Raw genomic sequence first — 17,521 nt, 5'->3', positions numbered from 1 at the left:
AGCGCGTGGTGAGTACCGATGTGATGCGCACGTTGCACGTGGAGCAGCTGAAAGCCGCGGCTGAAGCGGATGCACACGAGCGAACCGGAGCGCTGCCGGATGATCAGTACAAGCACAAGTATCTCATTGCGATTGCGGTGACGCTGGCCGCGGTGCTCGAACTGGTGGATACGAGCATCGTGAACGTGGCCATTCCGCACATGATGGGAACGCTGGGCGCGACGCTCGACGAGATCGCGTGGGTGAGCACGAGCTACATCATTGCGAACGTCATCGTGATTCCCATGTCGAGCTGGCTGTCGGCCTACTTTGGCCGGCAACGGTATCTCACGGGCTCGATTGCCATTTTTGTGGTGGCCAGTTTTTTCTGCGGCGCGGCCACCTCGCTGTGGGGGCTGGTGTTCTGGCGCGTGCTGCAGGGGCTGGGGGGCGGCGCGCTGCTGAGTACCGCGCAAACCACGCTCTTTGAGGCGTTCCCGCCGCAGGAGCGGGGCATTGGGCAGGCCATCTTCGGCGTGGGCGTCATGGTGGGGCCTACGCTGGGGCCCACGTTGGGCGGCTTCATTGTGGATGCGTACGCGTGGCCGTGGATTTTTTACATCAACGTACCGTTGGGAATCATTGCCGGCCTGATGGTGTGGGCCTACGTGAAGGATGCGGCGCACCAGGTACGCGCAAGTTCGGTGGATGTGCTGGGCATTGTGCTGCTGACGCTCGCGGTGGGCTCACTGCAGTGGATGCTGGAGCGCGGCGAACGGTTCGACTGGTTTGAATCGCGCTTCGTGACCATGCTGGCCATCGTGTCGGTGGTATCGGCAGTGTTGCTGGTGTGGCGCGAGCTCACCATCGACGAACCCATCATCGATTTCCGCGTCCTCAAGTCGCGGCAGCTGGCGCCGGGGGTGGCCTTTGCGGCCTTCCTCGGGGTGGCGCTGTACGGCTCGGTGTTTGTCCTGCCGGTGTTCCTGCAAACGCTGCACGGTTACACCGCGCAGCAAACGGGGATGGTCATTCTGCCGGGGGCGATTGCCAGTGCGGTAAGCATGGGCATTATGGGTCGTGCGGCGTCAAAGATTGACGCGCGCCCGCTCATTGTGGTGGGTGCCCTGCTCTTTCTGGCGTCCATGTACACGTTGTCCCAGCTCACCCTCGATGCGGGGCCGGACGACATGTTCTGGCCGCTCATTTTGCGCGGCGTGGGACTGGGACTCCTCTTTGTCCCCCTCACGGGTGCGAGTATGGCCGGCCTGCCCATGCAGAAGCTGGGACAGGGCACCGGCATGTTCAATCTTATGCGGCAGTTGGGCGGCTCCCTGGGCATTGCCGTCATGGCCACGATGCTTTCGCACCAGACCAAGGTGCACAAGGCGCTGCTGGCGGAGCATGTGGGCAGCTACGACCCGGCCACCATGGAGCGGCTGGGCGGCCTTACCCGTGGCATGGTGGCGCGCGGCTTTGATGTGGCCACGGCCAAACAACAGGCGCTCATGGTGATGGACCGCCAGATGGGCGCGCAGGCCAGCGTGATGGCGTTCTCACGCATTTACCTCATCTCCGGTGTGCTGCTGGTGAGTGCGCTGCCGTTGCTGCTGCTCTGGAGAACGGGGCGAACTGTTCCGGTCAAGGTGGACGCGCACTGAGCCAGTACCGCGGCGGGGGGGTGCCGGTCGTATGGTTCCGTGGTTGCCCTCCCGCCCCCATTCCACCAGAATGCACGAATGCCCACGCGCGCCGATGCTTTGTCGCTGGTCCACGAGTGGACCCAGTCCGAGTCTTTGCGGAAACACATGCTGGCCGTGGAAACGGCCATGCGGGCGTACGCCCTGAAGCTGGGTGAAGATCAGGAGAGCTGGGGCGTTGCCGGGCTCATCCACGACTTCGACTACGAGCGCTTTCCCAACGAAGCACAGGCAGCGGACGCGGAGCATCCGGCCGAAGGGGTGCGCCACCTGCGGTCGCTCGGGTGGCCGGAGGCCATCTGCGAGGCGGTGCTGGGGCACGCCCATTACACCGGGGTCCCGCGGGTCAGCACCATGGCCAAGGCGCTCTTTGCGGTAGACGAGCTCACCGGGCTCATCACCGCCTCGGCGCTGGTGAAGCCGTCCAAGGCGGTGCGGGACGTGGATGTGGCTGGCGTCCGGAAGAAAATGAAGGACAAGGCCTTCGCCCGCGGGGTAAACCGGGACGATATCGTGCAGGGGGCCGAGGCGCTGGGCGTGCCGCTGGACGAGCATATCGGCATTGTGCTGGCCGCCATGCAGGAAAACGCCGAGGCCTTGGGGCTTGGCGGGGTCCCGCCGGCAGCCTCGGCTTCAACGACGATTTCCAGCGATGCGTAATTCGGGTGAACCCACCCGATCCCGTGACTGCCATCCCACTTCCAACGCCTTTTGCTGTTCCCCTCGAGGGAACTCTCCGTATGGGTCCTGAGCGACCCATGACGGCCGAGGCGCTCGAGGAGCGGGAGCTGGTGCTCTCGGCTCAGGCGGGGGACAACGTGGCGTTTGCGGGGCTGGTGCGCCGTCACCAGCGGCGTGCTTACGCTGTGGCCCGCGCAATCGTCTTATCCCATGACGATGCCGAGGATGCGGTGCAGGAAGGGTTTCTGCATGCCTTCCGCGCGCTCGAACGGTTTCGTCCTGAGCAGGCGTTCGGGGCGTGGCTGCACCGAATTGTGGCGAACGCCGCGTTGGACATTGCACGCCGTCGGAAGGTGCGCGATGCCGATGAGTTACCGGAAACCTTGTCGAGTCCGCACAAGGATCCGGCTGAAGCAGATGAACTGCGTGCGCGACTGTCGCGCGCGCTGAATACGCTCGGCGAACGGCAGCGCGCGGTGATTGTGCTGCATGACGTCGAGGGATACAAGCACGCGGAGATCGGTGCCCTTCTCGGAATTCCCGAGGGTACGGCCCGGTCGGACCTGCATCATGCCCGGGCGCACTTGCGGCGCCAGCTGAGCAATCTTCGGAGTGAATCATGACTGTCACACGGAACGACGACGGGCGCAGCCCAGGCGCGGATCCTCAAGTGACTGCCTCGTTGTCGGCGCACTATGCGGCGCCACGCAGCGAAGCGTATTGGGAAGGGATGGAGCACAGCATCATGCAGCGCATCTCGCTGGCCACCAGCGGGGTGGTGCGTGAGCTGCGGCCGTCGTGGTGGAGTGGTTTTGCCGAACTGCGCGGCGCGGAAATTCGCGCGGCGGGTATGATCGCCGCCACGCTGGCGCTGCTGGCGGCCGGGGCCTCGTTCGTGCGCGACCAGCAGGACAACGCCAAGGCGCAGGAAATGGCGGCACGGGCGGCGGTGGAAACCGCTATGCCGCTACCGCTTGAAGGCACCACGCTCACGGGCGGGCGCCGGCATCTCTCCCCTGATGCGCCGGAACGGTTTCTGAATCCGCTCGACTACTAAGCGGCTCGCGAGATGTCTACCACCCCCCGTCCCAAATCGCTGGCCATGATGTTCATCCTCGGCGCGCTGCTGACCGGCAGTGCGCTGGGGTTTGCGGCGGCTCGTGTAGTGAGCAAGCCGGTAGTCATGCTCAACGACGACAAATCGGTGCGTGAGGAACTCGCCCGGGAGTTGCAGCTCACCGCCGACCAGAAGGCGGTCGTGGACTCGGCCTGGGAGTGGCGTCGGGCGCGCTCCCGCGAAATCATGGCCATCGTGCGCCCCGCGCTCGATTCCGTGCGTGACAGTGCACGCGTGCTCATGATGACGCCGCTGGATGAAGCACAGAAGGACAGCTTTCGTCGGCTCATTGAACGCAACCAGCGCATCGCCGACAGTGCGGCGAAGGCGCGCGGGACCCCCAGGTGACCGGTCCGATGTTTCGCATGATGGATCAATCGATGTACCGCAGGGCAGTCGCGTTGGCAGGGGCGGTGCTGTTGGCCGCCCCGTTGTCTTCCGGGGCGCAGACGCGCTCAGAGGAAGAGGCGCGCCCCATTCGGCTGCGCGAGGCCATTGAACAGGCCCAGCGGAACGCCCCCGCGGTTGTGGCGGCACGGGGACAGGAGCGTACCGCTGCAGCGGCCGGTCGGTCGGCCGTGGCGGCGTACATTCCCACGCTCACCATGAACGCCGGCAGTGCACGCTCGCAGGGTGTGCAGTTCTTCCAGGGTACCCTCGTACCGCTGCGCGGTGACCCGTGGAACTACAACAACGGGCTGGCCGCCACGCTGCAGCTGTTCGATGGCAACCAGCGCTGGTACGAACTGTCGCGCACACGTGCCACCGCCGATGCGGCGGATGCGGCCACCATTCAGGCCCGCTTCGATGCCGCGCTGCAGACCAAGCAGCAGTTCTACGCCGCGCTGGCGGCGCGCGAAAGCGAGGCCGCGGCGCGGGCCCAGCTGGAGCAGGCCGAACAGCAGCTCAAGGCCTCGTCGGCGCGCTTTGCTGCGGGGGTGGCCACCAAATCCGACTCGCTGCGTTCGGCCATTCAGCTGGGGAACGCCCAGCTGGCCGTGCTGACGTCGCAGAACGACTTGCGGGTGGCCAATGCCGCGCTGACGCGCGTGATCGGGTCGCAGCTGCTGGTAACGCCGGCTCTCGAAGACAGCACGGACACGCTGGCCGAGCTGCCCACCGAGCCCGAGCTGGAAGCCCTCATTGGCCGGAGCCCGGCGGTGATGCAGTCGGAGGCCAGCCTCATGGCGGCCCGGGCCAGCCGCAAGTCACAGCGGTCGGCGTATCTGCCGTCGCTCACCATGTCGTACAACTACTCGTACACGCAAACGAGTTCGAAATTTTCGAGCAGCGATTTGTGGCTCTTCTCGGGGGGTAACCCCAATCGGCAGCAGCTGAATTTCAATTTCAGCTATCCGCTGTTCAACGGGCTCATTCGTGAACAGCAGACGGTGCAGAGCGATGTGGCCATGCGCAACGCCGAAGCGCAGTTGCGCGATGCGCGATTGGGGGCGCGGCAGAATCTTACGCAGCAGCTGCGCGCGCTGAACAATGCGCAGGCGCGCGTGCAGGTGCAGATGGCGGCCATTGCCGCGGCCGAAGAAGATCTGCGGGTGCAGCAGCAGCGCTACGCGCTGGGCGCGAGCACGCTGCTCGATCTGCTCACGTCACAGACGCAGCTGAATCAGGCGCGTCAGGCGCTCATTCAGGCGCGTTTTGACGGGCGCATTGCGCGGGCGCAGCTGAGTGCATTGATCGGGCGGGAATTGTAGGGCTTACGAATACTCACGACCCGTAACTCGAACCCACGACCCGGAACTGATCAGTTTTGGGTCGTGGGTTTGTGTTTTGGGTGTTGGGTTTGTGCGAAACCGCAAGACGGCAGACGGCAGCCACACAGATGGCCGTTGGCAGGGGCTGCTGTGACTAAAACGTCACCGCCAGCGACGTGACCAGCAGTGCGTTGTTTCGTGACCGCTCATTGGCGGCGCGCCGATCGGGGAAGATGTCGGCATCAGCGCGCAGCAACCGGGCCTCGCTCCGCCACATGAGGAGCGACGCGAGGCGCGCATCGAGACCAACGGACGCGCCGTTGGCGCGCATGCCCTGGGTAACGGGCGTTACGACGACCGCCTGCTCTTCATCGACAAAGCGCTCGACGCGACCGGTGAGGCTGACGGAGCGGTTGATGGGCAGGCGCGCCGTGAGCATGGTGCCATACCAGCGGTTGCGCTGCGGAGCCATCGTGATGGAGTCGTCGCGCTGTTGTGTGCCCAGATCAACCTGACCGCTGAGTTCCAGTCCGTTGGCACGACGGGTGCTGAACCCCAGTCCATTGAAGGCGCGCAGCCCCACGCCGGGCTCATGGCCCGCCAGCGCATACCAGCTCACCTTTGAGGCGGGCGAGAGGGCGTAATCAAGACGGGCGCCGAGGGTCTTGGCCTCGTTGTTTTCCGAAATGATCTGCCAGCCGTTGATCAGATCGATGCGAGCGGTGAGGCGGCTGGTGGCCTGCCACGTGGCCCGCAGGCCGGCGGAGTAGTAGGGGGAGAAGTCTGCCACCAGCGAGCGGGTGTACGTGAGATTGTCACGCGACACCCACCCTTCCATGCCGACATTGGAGTAAAAGACCCCGGCATCAACCCACAGATCGGGGCGCACGGCAAACCCGGCGTAGGCTTCCTGGAGGAGGCGGGCCAGCTCCGGCCCGCTCACCTGACCAGTACGCGGTTCACCGGCGTAGTTGGCCTGCACCGAGGTGCCGGCCTGCAGCGCAAGACGGCCCCGTACCCGTGGCGCGGTCAGGGTGGCGTCGAGAAAGGCGAGGTTCACGTTGAACTCGCCGTGCCGTACCGCCTGCGTGGTATAGCCACGGTCGAGGGAGCGGGGCCGGCCGGTGTCCCATGCCAGATACGTGTCGAGAAAGCCGCCCATCGACACCCGTAGGGTGGAATCCGCAGGCGGCGGGGAGACCGCTTGGGCCAGGAAGGAGCCGGGGGCGGCCGTCAGGAGCGCTGCGGCCGCGAGGAGTGCACGTCGTCGCATGACAAGGTTGAGGGAACGGTGGAAGGTTAGCACCTGTAGCTTCCCTACGTTTTTGTCGTCATTACGGTAGATTGAGGCTTCCCGAAACAACCCCATGTCCGACGACCAGAAGATCCCGGCCTCGGTTGAAAAATCCGAGGCCGTTTCAGAATCCGCCAAGGACGTGCAGGCGACCGAAGAGCCCCCTTCTACCAATGGGGAGCCGCTTCGGCACCCCACCGGCCCGATTGCTGAGCCGGGGAAGGTCGATGCGCTATCAGCACAGCCAGGCGACGAGCTCCATGCCCATACCGGCATGTTTCCCGTCCAGTCGCACGCCGGCGGGCACCACAAGGAACAGAATCCCACCGGGAAACGGCTGGCAATTCTGACGCTGACCGCCCTTGGGGTCGTGTACGGCGACATCGGCACCAGTCCGCTGTACTCGGTCAAGGAGATATTTGGTCACGCCTACGGGCTGACCCCCACGCGAGAGAACGTGTTTGGCATTCTCTCGCTGATTGTCTGGGCACTCACGCTGGTCATCAGCGTCAAGTACATCAGTTTCGTCCTGCGCGCCGACAATCGTGGTGAAGGCGGCCAATTCGCCCTGCTCGCGCTGATCTTTCCGCGCGGCACGCCGCAAAGCTTTACAAAGGGGGGCATTTTTGTCGCGCTGGCCCTCTTCGGCACCGCGCTGCTGTACGGCGACGGCATCATTACGCCGGCCATGTCGGTGCTGGGCGCCATGGAAGGACTTGAGTATGCCGTGCCATCGCTGAAGGCGTATATCGTCCCCATTACGGTGGTGATTCTCAGTACGCTGTTCGCGGTGCAGCGCTTTGGGACCGACCTGGTAGGCAAGGCGTTCGGTCCGATTACTCTGGTGTGGTTCATCACCATTGCGGTGCTGGGGTTGCACGAGATTCTGCAGCAGCCGTCCATTCTGGCCGCGGTGAACCCCATGTACGCCGTCGCGTTCGTGCGCGCGCATGGAACGATGGCGTTTTTCGTGCTGGGCTCGGTGGTGCTGGTCATCACCGGCGGTGAGGCCCTCTACGCCGACATGGGACATTTTGGCCGCAAGCCGATTCGTTACGCCTGGGTGTTGCTCGTCTTTCCGTCGCTGCTGCTGAACTACTTCGGTCAGGGGGCGCTGCTGCTGGAGAATCCTTCAGCGTCGGAGAACCCCTTCTTTCTGCTCGCGCCCGACTGGTTTCTCATTCCGCTGCTGATCATCGCCACCCTGGCCGCCATTGTGGCGTCACAGGCCATGATCTCCGGCGCCTTCTCCACGACGCGTCAGGGCATTGCCCTGGGCTTCATTCCCCGTATGGAGATCCGGCATACGTCGGTGGAAGAAGAAGGGCAGATCTATATCCCCGAGGTCAACTGGTTCATCGCGATTGGCTGTCTCATCATCGTGGTGTCGTTCCAGAATACCTCGGCGCTGGGCGCAGCGTACGGCATTGCCGTCACGGGCACGATGCTCATTACGAGTGTGCTCTTTTACATGGTGGCGCGGCTCCGCTTCCGGTGGGAACCGTGGAAGGCCATGCTGCTGGTGTCAGTCTTCGTGACGGTGGATCTGTTCTTCTTCAGCGCGAACATCGTGAAGCTGCTGAACGGCGGCTGGGTACCCATGGCCCTGGGCGTGGTGTTGTTCATGCTCATGCTCACGTGGAAGCGTGGACGTCGCCTGTTGTCCGACCGCCTGACCGATGGCACCATGCCCATTGGCCTGTTCCTCGATGGCGTGGAGAAGTCGAAGGTGCACCGCGTGGCGGGCACGGCCGTGTTCATGACGGGCAGCGACGATGGCGTGCCGCCGGTGCTGCTGCACCACCTCAAGCACAACAAGGTGCTGCACGAGCGGGTGTTGCTGGTGTCGGTGAAAACCGCCGATGTGCCGGAAACCAATGCGTCGGAACGGGTGCGCGTGACCTCGCTGGGGCACGGCTTCTGGCGGGTCGTGGCGTCGTACGGGTTCATGCAAACGCCCAACGTGCCCAACGTCCTCGAAGTGGTGGACCAGATGGGTATTCGCTGCAAGCCCATGGAGACCAGCTACTTCCTGGGGCGCGAGCGCCTTATCCCCGTTGGGGCAAAACCCGGCGACCGCATCGTGCTGTCGCGGTGGCGCAAAATCATCTTTGCCATCATGTCGCGGAACGCCCGCTCGGCCACAGAGTTCTTCTGCATCCCACCCAACCGCGTGGTGGAATTGGGGACGCAGATCGAGTTCTAGCGGTTCGTCCCACATGCAGCATGAGAATTTGAGGGGAGTAGCCACACGGCTACTCCCTTTTTGCGGCTACAGCACCGCCGTGCCCTTGTAGGGTGGAACGGGCGGTTCTATGATTCCCGCGCCAGCTCTCCGAAATATGGAAATGGTCAGGAGTCCGACGCCGGACTCAGACCAGAAATGACATCGCCATTGCCGTGGCGATCAGCGGGCAGACAGTGATGAACAGACCAGTGACCGCGTCCGACGACGCGGGAATTCCGCCGTTCCGGCCCATGACGCCGGAGCAGGTCGAGATGCTTGAATTGAGTCCGAATCCCAAACTGGTCCTCGACCGTCAGTTTCGGATTCGCTTTGTGAATCGTGCCACCGCTGCGTACGCGAGCATTGATCGCGAGGCACTGGTTGGGCTCAACGTCTGGGACTGCTATCCGACGTTGCGCGATTCCATCTTCCATCAGGCCTATCAGCGCGTGCTTGATACCGGTACGCCGGCGCGCTTTGAACGCCATGATCTGACGAGTGACCGCTGGGAGTCGGTGTATGCCTATCCCGCCGACGACGGGGTCATTGCGGTGCTGGAAGACGTGACCGAGCAGCGGCGGAATGTGGAGCGCCTGCGCGACAGTGAGGAAACACTCCGCCTCGCGCAGGAAGCGGCCAACCTTGGCAGCTTTCATCTTGACCTGCGAACCGACGAGGCGTTCTGGTCCGATCAGCTCATTCGCATTTGCGGGTTGGATCCGGCGCACTTTGACCAGGCACGTATCCGCCAGACGCCGCGTCTCGATTTTGTGCACCCGGAGGATTCCCCGCTCCTGCGCGAGGCGTGGCGCACGGCGATCACCACGGGGGAGACGCAACGGCTCAAGCACCGGATTCGTCGGAGTGATGGCGCCGAGCGGCATCTCTTGACGCATATCATGCTGGTCCGGGATGAGGATGGTGTCCCCGCCCGCGTGGTTGGCACGTCGCTGGACATTTCCGATCAGGTGGCCGCTGAGCTGGAGCACCAGCGCCAAGACGCGCAGATGCAGCAGGCGCAGAAGCTGGAGTCCCTTGGCGTGCTGGCCGGCGGTATTGCGCACGACTTCAACAATCTGCTGGTAGGCATTCTGGGCAACGCTTCGTTGGCGCAACTCGAAGTGCACGACAACCCGGCGGCGCGCGAGAGTTTGCTTGAAATTGAGCACGCCGCCCAGCGGGCGGCAGAGTTGACCCGTCAATTGCTCGCCTATGCGGGGAAGGGGCGCTACGTCATTGAAGCAGCCGATGTCACGTCGTCCATCAAGGAGATGAGCGCCCTCCTGCGCAGCGCCATTGCCCGAAGCGCGGAGCTGGAAATGGCGCTCTCGCCGGAGCTGCCTCGCATTGATGTGGACCTCAACCAGTTCCGTCAGGTGGTCCTGAGCCTGGTCACCAACGCGTCCGACGCGCTGCAGGAACAGGTGGGCACGGTACAGATCATCACGGGTCGGCAGCAGGTGACACCAGAGTATCTCGCCACCTGTGTGCCGGGTTCAGTGGCCACGCCGGGTCCGTATGTCTTCGTGGAGGTGCGTGACTCCGGGAGCGGCATGGATGCCGTCACCATTCGGCGCATGTTTGAACCGTTCTTCTCCACCAAGTTCACCGGCCGTGGCCTCGGGCTCGCGGCCGCCATGGGCATATTGCGAGCACACCGCGGAGCGATCCGGGTGTACAGTGAGCTAGGCGTGGGCACCACCGTCAAGCTGCTCTTTCCCGCCCGCGACGCGGGACCAACATCCAACGCCCCGGTACATGGCTGGCGTCACGATGGGCACGTGTTGCTCATTGACGATGAAGCCAGCGTTCGCAACGTGGCCTCAGCCCTGCTTCGCAAACGCGGCTTCCGCGTTACGGAAGCGGTGGACGGTGCGGACGGGCTCGCGCGCTTTTCCGCGCAGCCCGATCAGTGGTCGCTGGTGATGCTCGACTTGACTATGCCCGTAATGAACGGCGAGCAAACCCTCCCAGCGCTCCGTGCAGTGCGTCCGAGTGTGCCGGTGCTCATGATGAGTGGCTACAACGAGAGCGACGTGAAGCGGAACGTGGGACACCAGGTGGGATTTCTGCAGAAGCCGTTCAACGCGGATGAGCTTTACGAGGCAGTGAGAGCGCTGATTGCATAAGCCGTGCAATAGGACAGAGTTGTCGTGAATCTCAAGCTGGTGGAGAGTGCCTGTCGCGAGTGGGGCTGGAACTGCATTCCGAGGACTGCTCCGTGTGGGCGGACGGAGCGTCCAACCGAGGACTGGCTCCGGCATGAGTCGGGCAGCGTACTGCAGCCGCGACGTTGTCCATTTTTTCGATTTTGGATTTTGAGGAGGTGGAGAGTGCTCGTCGCACACATCGTCGCAGTCCTCGGTCAGACTCCCTGTCGGCTGCCACGGGACAGTCCTCGTAAGGCCGTTGCTGTTTGCTGGCCCTCACGCCAGTGCGGGGGGCGAGTGGGGCTGGAACTGCTGAACGAGGACTGCTCCGTGTGGGCGGATGGGGCGTCCAGACGAGGACGGCCTCCGGCATGAGTCGGGCGGCGTACAGTTGCCTCGGGGCTGTTCGTTTTTGCATTCTTGAACGCAGGTCATGAAAATGCCCCGGTGCGTTGCGCCGGGGCCCTTTTCACGTCCTGCAATGCTGCCGTCTGTGTGGCTGCTGCCTGCCGTATGGCGGTTGGCCGCTACATCAATCCCCTGCCAGCGGAATGGCGTCGAACGCCCCACTCTGCACGGCCTTCGTTTTGATTTTGCGCGAGTGTACGAGCTGGTCGAGCAGCGTGTACACCACCGGCGTGACGTACAGCGTGACCAGCTGCGAGAACGCCAGCCCGCCCACCACGGCAAGGCCGAGCGGCTGACGTGACTCACCGCCGGCCCCGAAGCCAATGGCGATGGGCAACGTGCCCATGAGGGCCGCCATGGTGGTCATCATGATGGGACGGAAACGCACGCGCGCCGCTTCGAGAATGGCATCGTGTGGTGACATGCCGTCCTTGCGCTCGGCTTCCGTGGCGAAGTCGATCATCATGATCGCGTTCTTCTTCACGAGGCCGATGAGCATGATGATGCCCACGTACGCGTAAACACTCAGATCTTTATTGAAGATCATGAGCGTGGCCAGCGCGCCAACCGCCGCAAACGGCAGGCCGGAAAGAATGGTGATCGGGTGGATGTAGCTCTCGTACAGAATGCCCAGCACCACGTAAATCACAAAGATGGCCACCAGGAGCAGCGCGAGCAGGCCACCCTGCGCTTCGGCAAACGCCTGCGTGTCGCCGCTCAGGGCACTCGTGACACCCACCGGCAGCACCGCCGCCGCTTCCCGCTGCACGGCGTCAACCGCAGTGCCAAGCGCCACGTTGGGGCGCGTGTTGAACGAGATGGAGACGGCGGGCTGCTGCCCGTTGTGCTGCACCGACACCGGCCCCACCCCCTTGGTAAAGGAGGCGACGGAGCCGAGTGCCACGAGGCTGCCCGTGTTGGAGCGGATGAACAGCTGGCTCAGCGCGGCCGGATCCTTCTGGAAATCTTCCTTGAGCTCCAGAATGACCTGGTACTGGTTGACCTGCGTGTAGATGGTGGACACCTGGCGCGAGCCATAGGCATTGTAGAGCGCGTTTTCGATCTGGCTGGCGCTCACCCCGAGTGCGGAGGCGCGCTCGCGGTCGATCACGATACCCACCTGCGGATTGCCCACCTGCAGGTCGCTCGAGATGTTTTCGAGTTCCGGCAGCTCTCGCATGCGCTGTTCCAGCGCGCGCGCACTGGTGTAGAGCTCCGCAATGTCGGCGCCCTGCAGCGACACCTGATACGCACTGTTACCGCGACGGCCGCCAATGTTGATGGGGGGCGGATTGCGCAGAAACACCTGCACGCCGGGCACGTTTGACGTGGCGCGGGTGATTTCGCGCATGATGACATCCACGTGCGGACGCGTATCGCGCGGTTTGAGCGTGAGCATGAGGCGCGCGCTGTTGCTGCCGCCGCCGGGTCCGCCGCCAATGGAGACACTCACGCGTTCCACGTACGGGCTCTGCTCGATGATCTTGCCCACCTCGCGGCCCTTGGCGGACAGCGCTTCGTAGCCAATGCCTTCCGGCCCTTCCACCGACCCTTGCAGACGTCCGGTATCTTCGGAGGGGAGGAAGCCCTTGGGGATGATCATGAACAGGACGACCGTGGCCGCCAGCGTGAAGGCGCTGAAGAGCATGGTGAGCCCACGGTGGCGCATGACCCAATTGAGCGAGGAAACGTACGCCCCCTCAGAGGCCTGATAGATCCGCTCCACCGAGCGCCAGGCGCCCTTGGGCTCTTCATGCCCTTCACCGCCCTTGAGAAACTTGGCCGCGAGCATGGGCGTGAGCGTGAGCGACACGAAGCCGGACACGAGAATGGACACGCCAATGGTGACTGCAAATTCGCGGAAGAGCCGCCCCACGATGCCCGGCATGAACAGCAGCGGAATGAACACCGCCACCAGCGACAGCGTCATGGAAAGAATGGTGAAGCTGATTTCCTTGCTGCCGTCAAGCGCCGCCCGCATGGGCGACTTCCCCATTTCCATGTGACGCACGATGTTCTCGAGCATCACGATGGCGTCGTCCACCACGAAGCCCACGGCGAGCGTAAGCGCCATGAGCGTGAGGTTGTTGAGGCTGTAATCCAGCGCCCACATCACAATGCAGGTGCCGATAATGGAGAACGGCAGCGCAAGGGACGGGATGATCGTGGCGCGTGCATTGCGCAGGAACAGGAAGATCACCAGCACCACCAGCGCCACGGTGAGCACCAGGGTGAACTTCACATCGTTCACGGCTTCTTCGATGGTCTCAGCGCGGCTGAAGACCGTGTACGCCTTCACCCCCGGCGGGAGCTGCTCGACGAGCTGCTCCATTTCACGCTCCACGGCGTTGGCCGTGGCCACCGTGTTCACGCCGGGCTGGCGGATGATGGCGAGTGAGATGTTGCTGACGCCGTTGATTTCGCTGAAGCCACGCAGGTTCTGCAACCCGTCGTAGACGTTGCCAAGGTCACCAAGGCGCACTGGCAACCCGTTGCGATTGGCGACGACCAGCTGGCGGAACTCGGCGGCGTTCTTGAGCTGCCCGGTGGCCTGCAGCGTGAACGACTGGGTAGGTCCCATGAGCACGCCAGCGGGGGAGTTGGAGTTCCCCTGGTTGATGGCCTGCTGCACTTCGTCAATGCCAATGCCGCGCTGGGCGAGCGCGCCGGGATCGAGCTGCACACGCACGGCGTACTTGGCCGCGCCGTAGATCTGCACCTGCGCCACACCGGCCACGGTGCTGAGCTTCTGGCCGATGAACGTTTCCGCGTATTCGTTCAACTCCGCGCGCGACATCACGTCGGAGGTGAGCGAGAACATCATGATGGGCGAATCGGCCGCGTTGGCTTTGTTGTACGACGGCGGATTGATCCCCTGCGGCAGTTGACGCAGCGTCTTGGAAATGGCCGACTGCACGTCGGCAGCCGCCTTGTCGATGTCACGATCCAGGTTGAACTGAATGGTGACGTTCGTGTTGCCCTGCGAGCTCGACGACGTGATGTTGTCGATGCCGGAGATGGTGGCGAACTGCTGTTCGAGCGGCGTGGCAACCGACGTGGCCATGACTTCCGGACTTGCCCCCGGGAGACCGGCCGACACCGTGATGGTGGGATAGTCGATGGTGGGCAGGTCGCTCACGGCCAGCCTGTTGTACGCCACCGCCCCGAAAATCAGGATCGCCGTCATGACCAGTGTGGTCATGATGGGTCGGCGAATCCAGATCTCGCTCATGTTGCTGTTGCCGACCGTCTCGGGCGGCACGTCGTTGGGAGGAAGCTGCTGCGGCACGTTCTGACTCATCGGGATGCGCCTCCCTGGCCTCCACGGCCGTTGCCCGCTTCTGCGTTTGGTGACGGCGCACCGGCGGCACCGTTTTGTCCACCACGTGCGCCACCAGGGCGCCCTGCGCCAGCCGGCTTCCGCAACTGCACCGACGCGCCGTCACGCAGGCGCGCCTGCCCTTCGGTAATGACCTGCTCGCCACCCACGAGACCGCTGTCGATTTTCACCTTGGTGCCGGCGGTTCGCCCGACCTTGACCGTGGTACGCTTGGCCTTGCCGTCTTCCATGGTGTACACAAAGGTGTTCGTCCCGGCCGTGACCACCGCTTCCGACGGCACTGTAATGGCGTCTTCATCCACGCTCAGCTGCAGCGCCACATTCACAAACTGGCCTGGCCAGAGCGCGCGATCTTCGTTGGCCACACGCGCCTTGAGCAGCACGGAGCCCGTGGCACGATCCACCTGATTATCCACGAAGGTGAGCACGCCGCTCACCACTTTGCTGGAGTCCCCGCCGGGCATGACCTGCACGGCCAGCGCCTTATCGAGGCCGGCGCGCTCGCGCATCTGCTCGAAGTCCTTCTCGGGGACCGGGAAGCGCACGAGCACGGGGCGCACTTCGTTGATGGTGACCAACTGATCGGCCGACGCGCGCACCAGAGAACCGGCCTTGTAGAGCAGCTGGCCGGTGCGTCCCGAAATGGGCGCCTTCACGGTGGTGTTCTCGAGATCCAATCGCGCCCGCTGCAGCGTCGCGCGACCGGCAGACACGGTCGCCGCCAGCGCCGAGGCTTCGGAGAACGCCTGATCAAGCTGCTGCTTGGTGATGTAGCCGTCTTTGGCGAGCGTGGCGAAGCGCGCCGAGTCGGCGCGGGCCCGCACGAGTGTGGCTTCATCGCGCGCCAGCGTCGCCTGCGTGCGCTCCACCTCGGCGCGGAAGGGACGCGGATCAATCTGAAAAAGCACCTGACCCTCGCGCACCTCATCGCCTTCGGCGATGGCGACGCGCGTGAGTTGGCCGGAGACAAGTGACTGCACCGCGACCGTGCGGTTGGGCTCGACCTGTCCGTTGCCGGAGATGATGTACGGAAGGGGCGCCTTGGCCACCGTGATGACGGTGACGGTGGGCGTGGGACGTTGCGGCGTTGGCTTCTCTTTGCACGCGCTGAGCGTGAAAAGGGCCACACACGAAAGGGCAACGGGAACTGGCTGTATGGAGAACCAACGCGAAGACAGCGTCGGTGTGACAATCGGGGTCATTCGCGGGGCGAACGCAGGGCTGTAGGCACGGAAACCCCACCAACAGGAAGGGTTTACGAGGAATGGACTATGTAGTCTACGCCAGAGAGGGGGGGAGTGTTGCCGAGGCGGGCTGGGCAGTCGGAGAGAGGATCACGGGGAAGGGGGCAGGAAGCACGACGCAGGGGACAGGAGGCAGATGTTGATTCTGCTCCCTGCCCCCTGCGTCCTGCTCCCTGCTCCCTGGTTGAGCGTCGAAACGGCACTAGACGCCCTGGATCACAGCCGCCTTAGATCGCGGCCGCCCTCCCTCCCGTTCGCCGCACCACCCCCGACCGTCCCGGCGCCTCGCGTAGCTCCAATTCCATCCCCCGGATGCGTTCCCGCAGCGTCCGTCCCATGGTTTCCATCATCTCTTCGAGGTGCAGACCGTCCAGTTCAAGCGCCTCGCCGTCCACACGAATCCTGGCGCGCGGGCCGTCGCTGTTGAACTCAAAGATCCGTGGCTGACGCGGTGACGCCGGCGGCATGGGCGCGCGCGGAGCCCGCACGCGGAATTCACCGTCGCCCATGCGAATTTGCATCCCTTCCTGCGGAAGGTCCGTTGCCGCAGCGGCGGTGACGGTGACCTCGCGGTAGCGACCACCGCTGTACACGCGCAGGGAGAGCGTCTTGCCGGGCTCTACTTTCCGGACCTCACGGACGAACCGATCCACGCGCGCCGCAGCAGCCTGTTCGTCGTCGGTGTCCTCACGTGGCACCCGCACATCCACACCATTCACGGCCGCGATGCGCTCGCCCTCCACAATGCCGGCCTTCTCGGCGGGGCCGCCGCTCACCACGCTGTTGATGAACAAGCCCAGCGTATCGCGCTTATTACCGGCACCACCAATGCTCACGCCCACCATGCCGCGCGGGGCACCCGTGCGGCGCTCGGTGATCTGCCCATCGGGGCCGCGCGTGATGACCCGTTCCACCACCCGTTCGTTTTCGCCGTTCAATTCGTCCGGCGCGACAGCTTTCACGGTCACGGTGCGATTGCTGGCGCCGCTCCGCACCTGCAGCGTGACCTCGTCACCCGGCTTGGCCTTGGCCATGACCCGCTGCAATCGCCGCTGGGCCAATCCGGTCAGGGCCAGATCCTCCGCATCCTCACGAGCCACCTTGAGGCTCACGCCGTTGATGGCCGTGATCACATCACCGGCCTTGAGCCCCGCCTTGGCGGCGGGGCTGTTGGCATCCACAGACTCCAGCTTCACGCCAGCCGTATCCGCCGCCGAGCCCTCGCCCAGCATCACGCCGAGCACGGCACGATTGGCCGGCCCGCCACGCATGATGGTCACGCCACCAGGTGCGCGCATGATCCGGACCTCGCGCTCCTGCATGCCCTGCGCACGGCACGGCGCAAGCGCCGCACCCAGCGATACCGCGCCAACCGCCACGACCAGATAGCCCGCGACCCCGCGCGGACGAAGACCATACAGAACCATGAAAGCCTCGTGTAAGACGTTTGACCATCTGACACGGGGTAACGGCGGAGGGTTTCCGGGACAGGCAGGCGCCCCTTCCGGCAACGGCGCCTACCGAGGTGGGACGGAGAAGGGAGAGCGTTGCGAGTCGAGCGGTGCGATGGATATCGAGTGTGAGAGGCGCGATGACAGCGAGGTGAGGGGTCCGAGTGCTGGCGTCTGCGCTTCCGTGCCCCACACGGGCTTGGGGTAACGGCGGGGAG

General features: G+C 64.2%; 12 protein-coding genes. 8 read left to right on the top strand and 4 right to left on the bottom strand.

The window, feature by feature from the left end:
- Window positions 1-8: 8 nt before the first annotated feature.
- The 6 genes from GEMMAAP_RS03360 to GEMMAAP_RS03335 all read left to right on the top strand — a co-directional run bounded on the left by GEMMAAP_RS03360 (window position 9) and on the right by GEMMAAP_RS03335 (window position 5,189).
- Entirely contained in the window at window positions 9-1,640 is a 1,632-nt protein-coding gene (locus tag GEMMAAP_RS03360) for a DHA2 family efflux MFS transporter permease subunit (RefSeq protein ID WP_145978976.1), read from the top strand.
- A 78-nt stretch (window positions 1,641-1,718) separates the two neighbouring features.
- Window positions 1,719-2,339 (top strand): HDIG domain-containing metalloprotein, encoded by a 621-nt coding sequence (locus GEMMAAP_RS03355; protein ID WP_026849416.1) that lies wholly within the window; start codon window positions 1,719-1,721, stop codon window positions 2,337-2,339.
- Window positions 2,340-2,419: 80 nt separating this feature from the next.
- Window positions 2,420-2,983, top strand: a complete 564-nt coding sequence (locus GEMMAAP_RS03350; RefSeq protein ID WP_082821022.1) for an RNA polymerase sigma factor — start codon at window positions 2,420-2,422, stop codon at window positions 2,981-2,983.
- 47 nt (window positions 2,984-3,030) lie between these two features.
- On the top strand, window positions 3,031-3,417 hold the full coding sequence (locus GEMMAAP_RS03345) for a hypothetical protein (protein ID WP_145978975.1): 387 nt from the start codon (window positions 3,031-3,033) through the stop codon (window positions 3,415-3,417).
- Window positions 3,418-3,429: 12 nt separating this feature from the next.
- Window positions 3,430-3,825, top strand: a complete 396-nt coding sequence (locus tag GEMMAAP_RS03340) for a hypothetical protein (protein WP_026849414.1) — start codon at window positions 3,430-3,432, stop codon at window positions 3,823-3,825.
- Window positions 3,826-3,842: 17 nt separating this feature from the next.
- Window positions 3,843-5,189 carry a TolC family protein gene (locus tag GEMMAAP_RS03335; protein ID WP_158514712.1) on the top strand — a complete coding sequence of 449 codons (1,347 nt, stop codon included), beginning with the start codon at window positions 3,843-3,845 and terminating at the stop codon, window positions 5,187-5,189.
- A gap of 154 nt (window positions 5,190-5,343) precedes the next feature.
- Here the strand turns inward: GEMMAAP_RS03335 and GEMMAAP_RS03330 are convergent, their stop codons facing one another.
- The gene (locus GEMMAAP_RS03330; protein WP_158514711.1) at window positions 5,344-6,462 is read right to left on the bottom strand and encodes an outer membrane beta-barrel protein; all 1,119 of its coding nucleotides are present in this window, start codon (window positions 6,460-6,462) and stop codon (window positions 5,344-5,346) included.
- A 94-nt stretch (window positions 6,463-6,556) separates the two neighbouring features.
- Here GEMMAAP_RS03330 and GEMMAAP_RS03325 point away from each other — a divergent pair, with 94 nt between their 5' ends.
- Both GEMMAAP_RS03325 and GEMMAAP_RS03320 read left to right on the top strand, forming a co-directional pair.
- Entirely contained in the window at window positions 6,557-8,689 is a 2,133-nt protein-coding gene (locus GEMMAAP_RS03325) for a potassium transporter Kup (protein WP_238588178.1), read from the top strand.
- A 230-nt stretch (window positions 8,690-8,919) separates the two neighbouring features.
- The gene (locus GEMMAAP_RS03320) at window positions 8,920-10,839 is read left to right on the top strand and encodes a PAS domain-containing hybrid sensor histidine kinase/response regulator (protein WP_158514710.1); all 1,920 of its coding nucleotides are present in this window, start codon (window positions 8,920-8,922) and stop codon (window positions 10,837-10,839) included.
- A 553-nt stretch (window positions 10,840-11,392) separates the two neighbouring features.
- Here GEMMAAP_RS03320 and GEMMAAP_RS03315 read toward each other — a convergent pair.
- The 3 genes from GEMMAAP_RS03315 to GEMMAAP_RS03305 all read right to left on the bottom strand — a co-directional run bounded on the left by GEMMAAP_RS03315 (window position 11,393) and on the right by GEMMAAP_RS03305 (window position 17,279).
- Entirely contained in the window at window positions 11,393-14,569 is a 3,177-nt protein-coding gene (locus GEMMAAP_RS03315) for an efflux RND transporter permease subunit (protein ID WP_082821019.1), read from the bottom strand.
- Window positions 14,566-15,735, bottom strand: coding sequence for an efflux RND transporter periplasmic adaptor subunit (locus GEMMAAP_RS03310; RefSeq protein WP_053334015.1), 1,170 nt, complete (start codon window positions 15,733-15,735; stop codon window positions 14,566-14,568). The genes GEMMAAP_RS03315 and GEMMAAP_RS03310 overlap by 4 nt, the downstream gene beginning before the upstream one ends.
- A 344-nt stretch (window positions 15,736-16,079) precedes the next feature.
- Entirely contained in the window at window positions 16,080-17,279 is a 1,200-nt protein-coding gene (locus tag GEMMAAP_RS03305) for a PDZ domain-containing protein (RefSeq protein ID WP_026849410.1), read from the bottom strand.
- Window positions 17,280-17,521: the final 242 nt, after the last annotated feature.

It is taken from the genome of Gemmatimonas phototrophica (genome assembly GCF_000695095.2).
Taxonomy (GTDB): domain Bacteria; phylum Gemmatimonadota; class Gemmatimonadetes; order Gemmatimonadales; family Gemmatimonadaceae; genus Gemmatimonas; species Gemmatimonas phototrophica.
Note: the sequence above shows the minus strand (reverse complement) of the source record. Positions and strands in the feature narration are given on the sequence as shown.